This window comes from Nostoc sp., from assembly GCF_035638895.1.
Taxonomy (GTDB): domain Bacteria; phylum Cyanobacteriota; class Cyanobacteriia; order Cyanobacteriales; family Nostocaceae; genus Nostoc.
This window is the reverse complement of sequence record NZ_DASQZC010000194.1, coordinates 13,988-27,501: the sequence shown is the minus strand read 5'-3', so window position 1 is coordinate 27,501 and position 13,514 is coordinate 13,988. Positions and strand designations below refer to the sequence as shown.

At 41.4% G+C, this 13,514-nt stretch carries 12 protein-coding genes; 9 read left to right on the top strand and 3 right to left on the bottom strand.

The features are described from left to right. The first annotated feature begins 576 nt into the window (after window positions 1-576). From VE944_RS09575 to VE944_RS09555, 5 genes are all read left to right on the top strand, one after another. A complete protein-coding gene (locus tag VE944_RS09575) occupies window positions 577-1,623 on the top strand; it encodes an aspartate-semialdehyde dehydrogenase (RefSeq protein ID WP_324975732.1) in 1,047 nt (348 codons plus the stop codon). A gap of 129 nt (window positions 1,624-1,752) precedes the next feature. Further along, on the top strand, window positions 1,753-2,637 hold the full coding sequence (gene dapA, locus VE944_RS09570; RefSeq protein WP_324975729.1) for a 4-hydroxy-tetrahydrodipicolinate synthase: 885 nt from the start codon (window positions 1,753-1,755) through the stop codon (window positions 2,635-2,637). Between the two features lie 279 nt (window positions 2,638-2,916). After that, entirely contained in the window at window positions 2,917-4,689 is a 1,773-nt protein-coding gene (locus VE944_RS09565) for a ribonuclease J (RefSeq protein WP_324975726.1), read from the top strand. Window positions 4,690-4,837: 148 nt separating this feature from the next. Then, complete coding sequence (locus tag VE944_RS09560) at window positions 4,838-5,398, top strand: Uma2 family endonuclease (RefSeq protein ID WP_324975723.1); 561 nt, start codon at window positions 4,838-4,840, stop codon at window positions 5,396-5,398. 645 nt (window positions 5,399-6,043) lie between these two features. Next, window positions 6,044-6,421: a Mo-dependent nitrogenase C-terminal domain-containing protein gene (locus VE944_RS09555; protein WP_324975719.1), complete on the top strand. Its 378-nt coding sequence runs from the start codon at window positions 6,044-6,046 to the stop codon at window positions 6,419-6,421. A gap of 56 nt (window positions 6,422-6,477) precedes the next feature. Here the strand turns inward: VE944_RS09555 and VE944_RS09550 are convergent, their stop codons facing one another. Next, window positions 6,478-8,376, bottom strand: a complete 1,899-nt coding sequence (locus tag VE944_RS09550) for a caspase family protein (RefSeq protein ID WP_324975716.1) — start codon at window positions 8,374-8,376, stop codon at window positions 6,478-6,480. Between the two features lie 200 nt (window positions 8,377-8,576). On the opposite strand from VE944_RS09550, the gene VE944_RS09545 reads away from it, so the two are divergent. The 3 genes from VE944_RS09545 to VE944_RS09535 all read left to right on the top strand — a co-directional run bounded on the left by VE944_RS09545 (window position 8,577) and on the right by VE944_RS09535 (window position 10,206). Then, a complete protein-coding gene (locus VE944_RS09545; RefSeq protein ID WP_324975712.1) occupies window positions 8,577-9,044 on the top strand; it encodes a hypothetical protein in 468 nt (155 codons plus the stop codon). 113 nt (window positions 9,045-9,157) lie between these two features. Next, a complete protein-coding gene (rpmF, locus tag VE944_RS09540; RefSeq protein WP_094328804.1) occupies window positions 9,158-9,331 on the top strand; it encodes a 50S ribosomal protein L32 in 174 nt (57 codons plus the stop codon). Window positions 9,332-9,600: 269 nt separating this feature from the next. After that, entirely contained in the window at window positions 9,601-10,206 is a 606-nt protein-coding gene (locus VE944_RS09535) for a sulfite oxidase-like oxidoreductase (RefSeq protein ID WP_324975701.1), read from the top strand. A gap of 47 nt (window positions 10,207-10,253) precedes the next feature. On the opposite strand, the gene VE944_RS09530 is transcribed toward VE944_RS09535, so the two are convergent. After that, the gene (locus VE944_RS09530; protein ID WP_324975698.1) at window positions 10,254-11,636 is read right to left on the bottom strand and encodes an aldehyde dehydrogenase; all 1,383 of its coding nucleotides are present in this window, start codon (window positions 11,634-11,636) and stop codon (window positions 10,254-10,256) included. Between the two features lie 194 nt (window positions 11,637-11,830). Continuing rightward, window positions 11,831-12,976: a hybrid sensor histidine kinase/response regulator gene (locus VE944_RS09525; protein WP_324975695.1), complete on the bottom strand. Its 1,146-nt coding sequence runs from the start codon at window positions 12,974-12,976 to the stop codon at window positions 11,831-11,833. A 186-nt stretch (window positions 12,977-13,162) separates the two neighbouring features. On the opposite strand from VE944_RS09525, the gene VE944_RS09520 reads away from it, so the two are divergent. Beyond that, entirely contained in the window at window positions 13,163-13,507 is a 345-nt protein-coding gene (locus VE944_RS09520) for a CU044_2847 family protein (protein WP_324975692.1), read from the top strand. Window positions 13,508-13,514: the final 7 nt, after the last annotated feature.

Genomic DNA, 13,514 nt, shown 5'->3' with positions numbered 1-13,514 from the left:
AAACTTAGGAATTAATTATCCAGTGGGCTAACGCCGTGATATCCTGGTTCTCAGCGACTAGATTATTACTCCCAAGTTGAAGTTATAGTATTGAGTCTAGCTATTATTTAAGTTGTGATACAAGATTCGCATCTATATACTTATACCTAACCGTATAGCTCAGTTTTATACTTTGCTGGTTTTATGCATTTATATCATAGTATATTCATCATCTTGGTAAGCAACTTTGAAGCTAAGACGTTCGTCGCATTACAATTGGGATACCTATGAAACGCCTAAGTGCAGATGTCTCTAGTTTTCTGTTAAATGGCTGTTTATTGTATAATAATATATAGTTGAAATCGATGGATGAATGGGATAACCATTGTTGTAGAGTGCAACATAACTTAATATTTTAAATAATCAAGAAAGTAAATGTATTCAATAATTATTTAGAAATCAATAGATTATAGAGTAAATCAGAGGAAAATTTAAATTTATTCAAAATGCATTTAAAGAGTGCGATCGCCATTTTAATATAAGTAAATCTTCAACTGTTCCAAATTGCAAATAAACCTCTTAAAGGAGGAAGTGAGTTTGTCTAAATCCTATCGTATAGCTATTTTGGGGGCGACTGGTGCCGTTGGCACAGAGTTGCTGGAATTATTAGAAATCCGTAATTTTCCAATTTCTGACTTGAAGCTATTGGCATCAGAGCGGAGTGTAGGACGATCGTTGCGCTTTAAAGGGGAAAATTTACCAATAGAGGCAGTGAGCGATCGCGCCTTTGAAAATGTCGATATAGTACTAGCTAGTGCGGGTGGTTCCACATCCAAAGCTTGGGCAGCAATTGCCGTAGAAAAGGGCGCAGTGGTAATTGACAACTCGAGTGCCTTTCGGATGAACCCGGAAGTTCCCTTAGTAGTGCCAGAGGTGAATCCAGAAGCCGCAGCTAATCACCAAGGCATTATTGCCAACCCCAACTGCACGACAATTTTAATGGCAGTGGCAGTCTGGCCATTGCATAAAGTTAAACCCGTGCAACGCATCGTAGCCGCAACCTACCAATCTGCAAGTGGTGCTGGTGCTAAAGCAATGGCAGAAGTCAAAAGGCAAACAAGCGCTATACTACAAGGACAGCCGCCAGTCGCTGAGGTATTACCTTACCCACTGGCATTTAATTTATTCCCGCATAACTCACCATTAAACGATTTGGGTTATTGTGAGGAAGAAATGAAAATGGTCAACGAAACCCGAAAAATATTTGGTACACAGCAAATCAGAATCACTGCTACCTGTATACGGGTTCCCGTACTCCGCGCCCACTCAGAAGCCATTAATTTAGAATTTGAGACTCCCTTTAGTGTCAAGGAAGCCAGAGAAATTTTAAATTCCTCCCCTGGAGTGAAGTTGGTAGAAAATTGGGAAACTAACTATTTTCCGATGCCAATTGAAGCAACTGGTAAAGACGAAGTTTTAGTGGGAAGAATTCGCCAGGATATTTCTCATCCTTGTGGCTTAGAATTATGGTTGTGTGGTGACCAAATCCGCAAAGGCGCAGCATTAAATGCAGTACAAATCGCCGAATTGCTCGTAGAAAAAAATCTACTCAAACCATCAGCTAAAGCTTATGTTTCGAGCTAATCATTAGTAAAAACAACTAATGAAAAAGAACAAATGTGCAAATTACTGTTGAAAGAAATTTGCACATAGGTTATTACAATAGAAAACCACCAAGATATAAAAACATGGGTAATCAGGAGTGAAAACAGGGTGGGAGATTTTGGCAATGTTTTAACCGCTATGATTACGCCGTTTAAAGCAGACGGTAGTGTAGATTATGATGTAGCGGCAGAACTGGCGGCACATCTAGCTAACAACGGTACAGATACATTGGTGGTGTGCGGCACAACCGGAGAATCCCCTACCCTAACTTGGGATGAGGAATACCAGTTGTTTGTCGAGGTATTGCGCTCCGTGGCAGGAAAAGCCAAGGTGATCGCAGGTTGTGGTTCAAATTCCACTAAAGAAGCGATCGCAGCCACCCAAAAAGCGTCTAAAATAGGAGTACATGGTTCCTTACAAGTTGTCCCTTATTACAACAAACCGCCACAAGCGGGATTGGAAGCGCACTTTCAGGCCATAGCACAAGCCTGTCCCGACTTACCTTTGTTGTTATATAATGTCCCCGGTCGTACCGGACAAAACCTTCAGCCAGAAACAGTTGCCCGGTTAGCTGAGGTTAGCAATATTGTCGGAATTAAAGAATCCACTGGTAGTATAGATCAGGCAAGTGAAATTCGTCGCTTGACACCAAAAGAATTTGACATCTATTCTGGTGATGATTACATGACTTTGCCCTTGTTAGCGATCGGGGCAAAGGGTGTGGTAAGTGTGGCTTCTCATCTGGTAGGAAATCAACTACAGCAGATGATCCAAGCTTTTAGTGCGGGGAAAATTGAGGTAGCAAGCGAAATTCATCTCCACCTCTTCCCTTTGTTTAAAGCTTTATTTCTCACTTCAAATCCCATTCCAGTAAAAAAAGCACTGAAACTTCAAGGTTGGGAAGTTGGTTCAACTCGTCCGCCGCTATGTGAAGCTGACTTAGAAGTAAGTCAAAAGTTAGAAGCGGTTCTGAAAGAACTTAGTTTAATCTAGGCATCATCTGGTTAAAGTCTGTTAATGTGCTGCTTTCTAAAGATACATATAAACAATGCTCATAATTGTTCATAAGTTGCAATTTAAAAATCTGTGCTAGGACTGATAGACATACTATAAATTCTTCAGCGTACAGTCGATTTTATTGAATAAAAAATTGAAATCTTCAATTAAAACTTGATTGCTTTGGAACTGAATTAAGAGACAAATGATGTTGTCTTAAATACAAGTTCGTTAACTATCAACTAAATTAACCACAAGTAACAATCTAAGGAGAAAATGGCTAAAAACGAAGCTAATAATTCCGCCTTGAAAATTATTCCTTTGGGCGGTTTGCATGAAATTGGGAAAAATACCTGTCTTTTTGAGTATGACGATGAAATTATCCTGTTAGATGCAGGATTGGCTTTTCCCACAGAGGCGATGCATGGAGTAAATATTGTTCTGCCAGATACGACCTATCTGCGGGAAAATCGCCACAAAATTAAAGGGATGATCGTTACTCACGGTCATGAAGACCATATTGGCGGGATTGCTTTTCATCTCAAGCAATTTGATATCCCTGTGATTTATGGGCCCAGACTAGCAATGGCAATGCTAGAGGGTAAATTAGAAGAAGCAGGAGTGCGCGATCGCACGGAAATCAGAACAGTTCTACCACGCGATGTGGTGCGGATAGGCAAAAACTTTTTAGTTGAATATATCCGTAATACCCATTCCATTGCTGATAGTTTTACTGTTGCCATTCATACTCCCCTTGGTGTAGTCATTCACACAGGCGATTTCAAAATTGACCATACCCCAGTGGATGGTGAAAAATTTGATTTGCAACGGTTAGCAGAACATGGTGAAAAAGGCGTTCTTTGTCTTCTAAGTGATTCCACTAACGCTGAGATACCAGGGTTTACACCTTCGGAACGTTCAGTTTATCCCAATCTGGAAAGAGTATTTAGTCAAGCTACTGGGCGATTATTTGTCACTACCTTTGCTTCCAGCGTCCATCGCATCAACATGATTTTGGATATCGCCAAGAAGCAAAATCGTGTAGTAACGATTGTAGGGCGTTCCATGCTGAACTTGATTGCTCACGCTCGTAATTTAGGTTACATCAAGTGTGAAGATAATTTGCTGCAACCATTGCACGCAGTTCGTAATCTCCCTGACGAAAAAGTTTTAGTCTTAACTACAGGTTCTCAGGGTGAGACGATGGCAGCAATGACCCGCATTGCCAACAAAGAACATCCTCACATCAAAATCCGCGAAGGAGATACAGTAGTCTTCTCTGCTAACCCAATTCCCGGAAATACGATCGCAGTAGTCAACACCATTGATAAATTGATGATTCAAGGTGCAAAAGTGGTCTATGGGCGAGATAAAGGGATTCACGTCTCCGGTCACGGCTGTCAGGAAGAACAAAAGCTGATGATTGCCTTAACTCGACCCAAATTCTTTGTGCCATTTCACGGCGAACATCGGATGCTAGTGAAGCACGCAGAAACGGCTCAGAGTATGGGCATTCCCGCAGAAAATATGATCATTATTCAGAATGGTGATATTGTCGAACTGACTGAAGATGCCATTCGCGTCGCTGGTAAAGTGCCATCTGGTATCGAATTGGTAGATACTACTAGTTCAGGTATGGTAAGTGCCAAAGTGCTGCAAGAACGGCAACGCATGGCTTCAGAAGGCATTATTACGATCGCAGCCGCCATTGATTGGAATGGTAAACTGTTGGCAAAACCAGAAACTCACCTACGGGGTGTAGTTACAAGTGTAGAGCGATCGCTCCTACAAACCTGGGTCAAACAACGGATTGAAGAAATCCTTACTGTGCGCTGGACAGAATTTGCACCTAGTGAAGGTCAAGCAGCAGATATAGACTGGGGTGGATTGCAAGGAACTTTAGAACGAGAATTGCAACGTTCCATCCGTCGGGAATTGCAATGTCAGCCATCTGTGACTTTGTTGATGCAAATCCCTGATGAGCCACCTGTAAAAGTTGCTGATGGGAGAAGACGACGGACTCGGACTGCTGCTCAGGTAGCATCATAGAGAATTTAAGATAAAAATCTCATGCAGAGGCGCAGAGACGTAGAGTTTTTCTAACGTCTTTGCGCTTTCGCGTGAGATATAGTCTTTTATTATGGGTATAGAAATCACAGTAAATAGTACTTGCCTATAGTTATTAGAAGCGATCGCTATGACTAAAACACCAATAAAAATTAGTACTCTTGAGGAATACATCAATTTCGATGATGGCACAGACAAGCGCTATGAAATTGAGGATGAGGTGCTAGTAGAAATGCCTCCTGGTACTGGCAAACATGAGGCGATTATCACCCTACTGTTAGTTCGCTTTTTTTTGGAAATTCAAAAAATGGGACTGCCTTTACAACCGCGCCCTAATGGTACAGAGGTGCTGACCAATAAACAACTTAGAAGACCTGATATTTGTGTGATTACCAACGAACAGGCAAAAAGTATTGAGAGTACTTCGGCTATCCTCAAAACTGCTCCACCCCTCTTAGTTGAAGTGGTAAGTCCTGAATCTATTGAGCGGGACTATAATCAAAAAACCTCTGAGTATGCAGCTATTGGTGTGGTCGAATATTGGATTGTTGACCCCTTAAACAATAAGGTGACAGTGTGTTTGCTAGACAATGGTAGTTACAAACAAACTGTCTTTAATGGAAACCAGCAGATTATTTCTCAAACATTCGCAAAGCCAACCCTGACAGCCCAGCAGGTGTTTTCAGCTTAGGGTTATTGCTACATATCCTCAATGAACCCAAAGTACGTAAACCAGGAATGTAGCCCAATGCTAACCCCAGATAAAGTAGCCCTAAGACGCTATAGATTACAAATTGGAGAAGAATCACTTTCTTTACCGAAACTTTGCGACGACTGATATTTCATGTTTAGCCGCTCTGCATCCACTGAGAAAGCCAACCCACCTGGCTATAAACCGCAACAGCGTCTACAGACTTCTCTCTATTTCTACGCTATTCAGCCACCAACAAAAAGAATGCTTTTACATGGGGAGGTGGGAATACGGGGAGGAAACACGCCTGCTAGGGTATTACCGATATTTATACTTACCAAAAATACTCTCAAGAATATCTCATATTAAGTTCTGTAAATGTTACACTAAAACCTATCCAATGACGGATGTCTTTATTAAAATCTAAACTATATCAAGTTATGAACAAGATCGTAATATTACACTACCGATCCCCAGAAAATTGCGATTAACTTGACGTAGTAATAAATTCAGTTCTGACTTAAGTGGCTAATCAGTTATTACATTATATCGCAGTCAGAACGCGATTTTTCCGGGAAAGTTCGTTGCCACGTTGTATATATTCATCAAAAAGATGAATAGCCTCAATAACACAGAGGATTAACCATGAAGGTATTCGACAATACCACTAAAAAGATTTTTCTGGCAAGCTGGGTATCAATCAATCAAGCAGAAACTACTGACCATCAAGAAACCCAGCTAAACCGTTCTGTTTCTAAGCCTTACTGGGATATTCTCCACCCTCTACGGCAGCGTTTAGAAAACATTCAAGTCCGCGATCGCCAACTAGCTCACCGTTTGTGCAAACTGATTCCATCTCAGTGTCCCTTTGAGCGAGACGTCAAATTATTTGGGAAAACCTTGTTTCACATTCCGCCCATGTGCAAGCTCAACCCCTTATATGAAGAAGTGGTTGGTTTACGTTTCCGAGCGCTGTGCTATCTAGCCGATGAATGCGGCGAAGATGTATCACAGTACTGCTGAGTGCTAAGGGAAAAGTTACGAGTGAGGAGTGAGGAATTAAAACTCCCCACTCCAAACTATTTTTTTTGCCATTTTTGAATGGCATCCTGAGCATCTTCGTAAGCGCCTGTCTCCTCTGGCACTAAAGCAGCAGTCGCAATTGCGGCATTAAGTTCTCCTTCAGTGGCGCGACGCTTGGCCAGGTCTAAAATTTTCTCACTCCATTTATTGATCGATTTTTGGGCAGTATCGAAACCAGGTTGACCAGGTGATACTTTCTTCGCAACTTCGATCGCCCGATTGTAAGTAGATGCCTGTCCAGACTTAATTAAGGCATTAGCTGCATCTAAAAGAGTTTTGTTACTTACATACTGCTTGCCCTCTAACCGCCACAAGTTAATTGCTGCTTGTGCTTTGGCATAGGGGGCTTCATCTTTGGTGATTAATCGAGCAGCAGCAATAGCGCTAGCATACTGTCTTTGTTTAGCACGACCTTCTGCTAAATCTAAAATCATCTGGCTCCAAATCTTAATATTCTCCTGAGCTTGATCATAGAGTGGTTCACCAGGTCGAATTTTCCGGGCTGTAGCGATCGCCATGCTCAAATCGCTAGCCTGAGTTTGTCTGAGCGACATCTTCGCTAGGTCTAATACTGCTTGATTCCGCTTTTCTGGCTCGGTACTAGTAGTTATTTGGGCGCTAGATTGATTTTTAAGTCTAACTGGTGGAGTGCGTAGGCGTAGCCCGTCGTAGACATCGCTTGGTAAATTCTCGATAACCTGGCGATCGCTCGCAGCAGCATTCGGTGATCTGCTTGATATCTGCTTAATTTTAAAAGTTTCTTGATTACGGAGAAAAACTACAGCGATTAAACCTGCTACTAGCAGGCTGCCTCCACCCCATAAAATAAACTGTTTCCAAAAAGGGATGCTTGGCTGATTCGATGGGAATCGAGAGACGTAACCTTTAGAGGAATTGGGGATAAATCTTCCGCTCGGATTCACTCCTAAAGAAGTTTCCGCCATTGGCTGGGAAACTAAGCCAGTAGCTGATTGGACTTGTTGACCTTTAGATTTTTCGACCTTGGGAGCCTTCACCTGTTGGGAGGAATTTACAGTAGCTTCTCCCCATCTGCCCCGTTCTGCTGAAGTTTTGGGGTAATCGTCGAGGGGAGGAGCCGCAAGAGCAACAGCAAAGGATTCTTCGGGATAAATCATCGGTTCTGATTGCAAGTCGCTTTCCATTGGCAATTTTGGCAAGATTACCTGCTGCCTTGATGGGATAATAGTGGCAGGGTTTTGGACAGGACGCCAGTGGTGGTGACATATTTTTGGCATGATCAGGCTTAGGTAGCTTTCTAAATCTGCCAAGTTGCTGCCATTACCAGAACGCAAAGCTTCTAACAAGACTGCTGTAAAGAATCCGTGACCTAATTCGCTACTTTCATGAGAAAATTGTTCTGGTTGACAAGAAAGAATGGTCGCAAGTTGTAGTTCTTGGGCTAATTCTATTGTTTCTTCACCAACGGGAGCATCCGCTTGAGTGCCAAAAGCGCGGTTGATATCGAGTAGTAACAATATATTTAGTTCAGCAAGTTGCAGACTTTGCATTAGCGATCGCAATTCTATGCCAGTCTCTTGCACTAGTTCGGGGTTGCCCTCTGCTGGCATTAAGTAATCTTTGCCCTTGTAGTTGACCCCATAACCGCTAAAAAATAACCACAGATAATCTTCTGGTTGCCAACTTGTCGCTGCCAAATCCTCAAGCAGCAGCAAAATATTTTCTTTAGTCGGATAAGTTGATCTATCCCCAATGGGCGGTGAGGTATCCGTCATTAGCAGACAGTGTTTGGGGAGAAAACCTGCCTCCGTCACCAAAAAATCCTCTAGTGCCTCAGCATCTGCTTGGGCACAACTTAAAGGTTGAAATAACTGATATTGATTGATGCCAATCGCGATCGCCCAGTAATTTGCCATCCCGCTATTTGTCAGTTATTGTTTGCTGGTCTTAAAATTGCGGTTGGCTTTGCCCAAAAAACAAAGCTAACCTATGTTTTATAGTCTAGGTGATTCTGATTGAATCTTAAGTTAAAATGTAATTTTTATTACATAGATAGACCGGAAAATACCTTTTACCTAATTTCAATAAAAGATCATTACTAAGGAGATATAAGGTTATGAGCAAAATTTCTGCTCACCTACCATCATCGATCACTTCCTTTTCAGTTATTAGCCAAATTGCCAGAAGAATCCGGATAATTCCTTTAGCAGTTTTGCTTATATCTACTGTTCCTGCGTGGTTTTTGATGGAAACGCTCGCACCTCAAGTTGTGCGAGCTTACACCGCTAGAGTTGATCTAGCTATTGACCGCCTGCCAGATGAAAACTACGAAACCATTCTCAGGAGGGCGGAAGCAGCCGCTAGAGCATCTGCTCAACGGAGTTTCGACCAAGATATCTTGGTGACAGATGTTTCAATCATTGTGTCCGTACAAAATAATGGATCGATCGCACCAGTTCTGACATTAGAAGTTAGCCGTCCCCAATGGCGATCGCGTCCCGATGCTCAAAATTGGGCAACTTACTTCAAAACTGCGCGATCGCTACTTTTCTTGGAAAATAGCCAGAACTTACCCAAAAAATAGCCGAAACCCTAATTTTCAGTAGAGGCAATTCATTAATTGCCTTCACTGTTGTCCTTCGCGTCAGTGGATGGCCTAGAATAGTAAGGTTGTCAAGAATCGCGATATCTGCTGACATGGCTGTTCCTAAGAAGAAAACTTCAAAATCAAAACGAGATAAACGTCGAGCTACCTGGAGGCACAAAGCCGTCGTTGAAGCTCAAAAAGCCCTGTCTTTGGGCAAATCAATTTTGACTGGACGTTCTACATTTGTATATCCAGCTGCTGAAGAAGAGGAAGAAGAATCATAATTTCCCAGTCAGGAAAAGCGTGAACAGCACCGACCATTGGATAAATGCTTTTTTTAGCTTTCCTGATTGCATTATGAATCTTAGATACTCTACACAAGCTCATTAAATCGAAAAAATTGGTAGTGAGTAATTGGGAATATCCATTACCCATTACCTATCATTTACGAGTAACAATCAAGTAATCATATAAAGAGTCAAACATCTGGTGCTGTTGGCAACTCAGCAAAAAAGCTTGTACACATATTGAGAAAAATAAGTTTTCTCTAACTATGCTAGGAAAATTTTTTCAGAAACCAGGGAAGGAAGAGGGTGAACGCGTCCCTCCTGGTCAACACTTAGCTAAAGGTTTCCCCGTATTAACTTACGGTGCAACTCCCCAAGTCAGCATTGAGGAATGGGAATTTCGAGTTTGGGGTTTGGCAAAACCTGCTACTTTTAGTTGGTCAGACTTTATGGCGCTGCCTCAACACGAATTTACGGCAGACTTTCACTGTGTAACGCGCTGGTCTAAACTGGATGTCAAATGGACTGGCATAAAAGTAACAGATTTCATGGGTCTGATTGAACTAGACCCCAAAGTAGCCCATATTATGGAACACTGTTACGGTGGCTACACTACCAATATTTCTGTAGAAGATTTCATGCGCGAAGAAAATTTCTTTGCTTTTAAAGTCTTTGGTGAACCCCTTCCATCTGAACACGGTGGCCCAATGCGGCTAGTTGTTCCCCACCTCTACGCTTGGAAAAGTGCTAAGTGGATTAATGGTTTGGAATTTTTAGCTGCTGAAGAACTTGGTTTTTGGGAGCGCAATGGCTACCACCGCCGTGGTGAACCTTGGGCTGAGGAGCGTTACAGTAAGGCTTTGGGGTTTTAATAGTTAGAGAGAGATGCGATTAATCGCGTCTGTACAAGTCATAACTTTTAACCCAGAAGTTTCTTGATTAGAGGCAATTTGCCCTGATATGGAGCGTATCGCCATTTTAAATCGACCCAGAAAGAGTTTTGCAATACACTTTTGTTATGGGAAAATGTATCAAAACTGGCTTTGCCGTGATAGTTGCCAATACCGCTATCTCCCACCCCACCAAATGGTAAAGACGAGACACCAAACTGCATCGCTGTGTCGTTAATACAAACTCCACCAGAGGAGGTTTCCTGCAAAACTCGATTTTGTAGATTTTTGTTTTGAGAAAATAAGTATAACGCTAAGGGTTTAGATTTAGAGTTAATCAAGGCGATCGCTTCTGCAATGTCAGTATATTCAATAATGGGTAGAATCGGACCAAAAATTTCTTCCTGCATTACAGAATCTTCTAAGGAGACATTATCAACCACTGTGGGGGCGATATAACGCTCTGAAGGTTGAGTTTCTCCACCAATGATAACTTCACCATCTTTGAGAAAGTTAACCAATCTATCAAAGTGTTTTTGACTGATAATCCTGGCATAATCAGGACTATTCGCTGGATTATCGCCATAAAATTCTTTTACGCATTTTTCCAGCCCATCTATTAAATCTTTTTTGATTGTTTTATTAACTAAAAGGTAGTCAGGGGCAATACATGTTTGTCCAGCATTAATAAATTTACCCCAAGTAATTCGTCTGACAGTGTGTTCAAGATTAATGTCACTATCTATAATACAAGGACTTTTACCACCCAATTCTAAAGTAACTGGTGTAAGATATTTTGCTGCTGCTGCCATAACGATTTTGCCGACGGCTGTACCACCAGTAAAAAAGATATGGTCAAACTTTTCTGCCAGTAGTTTTTCACTTGCTTCGACGCCTCCTTCAACCACTGCAATATAAGCAGGATCAAAATGTTTGGTAATAATCTTAGCAATGACATCAGAGGTATGAGAAGCAATTTCTGAAGGTTTGATAATTGTACAATTCCCGGCTGCGATCGCACCTACTAACGGTGAGATAATTAATTGAAATGGATAGTTCCAAGGGCCAATAATTAAGACAACCCCCAACGGTTCTGGATAAATTCTCGCCGAGTAGGAAAAAAAATCAAAAGAAACGGGTGCTTTTTTGGGCTTAGTCCAGTTTTTGAGGTGTTTTATGGCATAATCTATTTCTTTGATGACGCCGATTTCTGTAAGGTAAATCTCCACTTCTGGTTTATGTAAATCTGCTTTTAATGCCTCGACTATTGACTGTTCATGCTCAATAATTGCTTGCTTGAGATTTTTAAGCTGCTCAATGCGAAAAGTGACATCTTTAGTTTTGCCACTATTAAAAAACTCACGCTGATTCTGGATAATATTGCCAACGTTAGATAATTCAGTGGTAATCATTCATTTGTACCCTAAAAAAGTATTTATTTAATCTTAGCGTTGCTATGTGAGTATATTTGATTCGTTAATTTTTAGTATTTTACTTTATAGCGAAAACATTTATTTGAACATTTTGGTCGACAGAAATCAAGTTATAAATCATGAATTATCAGGGTAAAAATTCTATAATTCATAATTTATAATTGCTAATTTTGTCATTTTTTAGTGGGTAAAAGGACAATAAATACACTCCCTTTGCCCAGCTCAGAATTTAGCAAAATAATGCCTTGATGTGCCTCGACAATTAGGCGAGCAAGGTAGAGTCCTAAGCCACTACCAGAACTCTTGTGGCTGCCTTGGCGAAATCGTTCAAATATGGTGGCTTGTTCTTCAGCAGGAATACCTGGGCCGGTATCCGCTATCTCAATACTAATATATTCAACGGAATTGGATTTTTCTGATAACTGAGATTGACTATTTTTATCAAACTGGCGTTGAGAAGTTAAACGAATAGTAACAGACCCAGAGCCAGTAAATTTGATCGCATTCCCTATAAGATTGGTGAATAGACGATGCAGCTCTAAGCGATCGCCCATCACTGTGTTTGTCCTTGATTCCTCAGTAAAGTCCAAACTTAGGGACAGTGCTTTGTCTTGAGCTAAAGGTGCTAATTCTCCAGTCACCTCCTCTAGCAATTGGCCAAGATTAACTGGTTGAAACGCCAAAGTTTTGCGACCTGCTTCAAAGCGATAAACTTCTAATAAGGTATTGACCATAGAAAGCAGGTTGATATTGCTACGCGCCATGATAGCGATTACTTCGTGCATTTGCGCTGATAATGTTCCCAATGCACCTTGTTGAAATAGCATCAACATGCGATCGGCGGCTACCAAGGGAGTGCGTAAGTCGTGGGTGAGGCGGGAGACAAAATCTTCTCGCTGGCGGGCAATTTCATCACGTTCATCCATACTATGCTTCAAACGCAGGAGCGATCGCACTCGTGCCAGTAATTCATCTACTGTTACAGGTTTGCGGATAAAATCATCAGCACCCAAGTCTAATCCGTGGGCGACGTTGGGCGCATCGTGGGCAGTGATCAGTAGTATGGGGATATATTGTGGCAATTTCATATCTCCACGAATGTGCTTGGTGACTTCGTACCCATCCATATCTGGCATCATCAAATCCAGCAGAACCAAGTCACAAGGAGAAGCTTTCAATTCTGCTAAGGCTGAGATACCATTTTCTGCGGTGCTAATGGTGTAACCTTCTTCCTCCAAAATAGTTTTGATCAAAAACACGTTATCAGGAGAGTCATCAACAACCAGAATTTTGTCAGACCGAGAAGATTGTGAAGTCATATAGATGCAAGGTACTGGGTAAAAGTAAATTTTTAGAGTAGTTGGTTTATTGATATATTTTTCTTAGATATTACCTTTAGATATACTTTCTCCAAAGAAAAATTGTTTACCTAGAAATTTGTATAAATTTACTTTCAAAACTACTTTACTTACCTTTTTAAGATATAGCCACAAGCTAATTGAATTATGGCTCGTAAACTTCTAGAACTGAATACAGAGGATGGCAGCACAATTTTGGTAGCAGTTGAACTACCAGATGCATCAGTAGGTCGTGTATCGCTCACTGGTGAGTTACCTATAGACAAAGTAGAGGCTAACTTCGATGCAGTTAAGGATTTGATTGTTCGTGGTTGTCGCCCAATTACAAAGGCGTTTCGTACTTTGCAGCAAGAATCGCAACCTGTAAGCGCAGAAGTTGAGTTTGGGGTGAATTTTACCGCCAAAGGCTCAGTCTATGTAGTCGAATCCACTGGGCAAGCATCACTGAAGGTGAAAATAACTTGGAAGCTGGCATCAGAAGAAAACAAGTAATAAATTT

Coding starts and splice junctions, on each gene's coding strand:
- VE944_RS09565 (WP_324975726.1), top strand. CDS start 2,917: ATGGCTAAAAACGAAGCTAATAATTCCGCCTTGAAAATTATTCCTTTG.
- VE944_RS09560 (WP_324975723.1), top strand. CDS start 4,838: ATGACTAAAACACCAATAAAAATTAGTACTCTTGAGGAATACATCAAT.
- VE944_RS09555 (WP_324975719.1), top strand. CDS start 6,044: ATGAAGGTATTCGACAATACCACTAAAAAGATTTTTCTGGCAAGCTGG.
- VE944_RS09550 (WP_324975716.1), bottom strand. CDS start 8,376: ATGGCAAATTACTGGGCGATCGCGATTGGCATCAATCAATATCAGTTA.
- VE944_RS09545 (WP_324975712.1), top strand. CDS start 8,577: ATGAGCAAAATTTCTGCTCACCTACCATCATCGATCACTTCCTTTTCA.
- rpmF (WP_094328804.1), top strand. CDS start 9,158: ATGGCTGTTCCTAAGAAGAAAACTTCAAAATCAAAACGAGATAAACGT.
- VE944_RS09535 (WP_324975701.1), top strand. CDS start 9,601: ATGCTAGGAAAATTTTTTCAGAAACCAGGGAAGGAAGAGGGTGAACGC.
- VE944_RS09530 (WP_324975698.1), bottom strand. CDS start 11,636: ATGATTACCACTGAATTATCTAACGTTGGCAATATTATCCAGAATCAG.
- VE944_RS09525 (WP_324975695.1), bottom strand. CDS start 12,976: ATGACTTCACAATCTTCTCGGTCTGACAAAATTCTGGTTGTTGATGAC.
- VE944_RS09520 (WP_324975692.1), top strand. CDS start 13,163: ATGGCTCGTAAACTTCTAGAACTGAATACAGAGGATGGCAGCACAATT.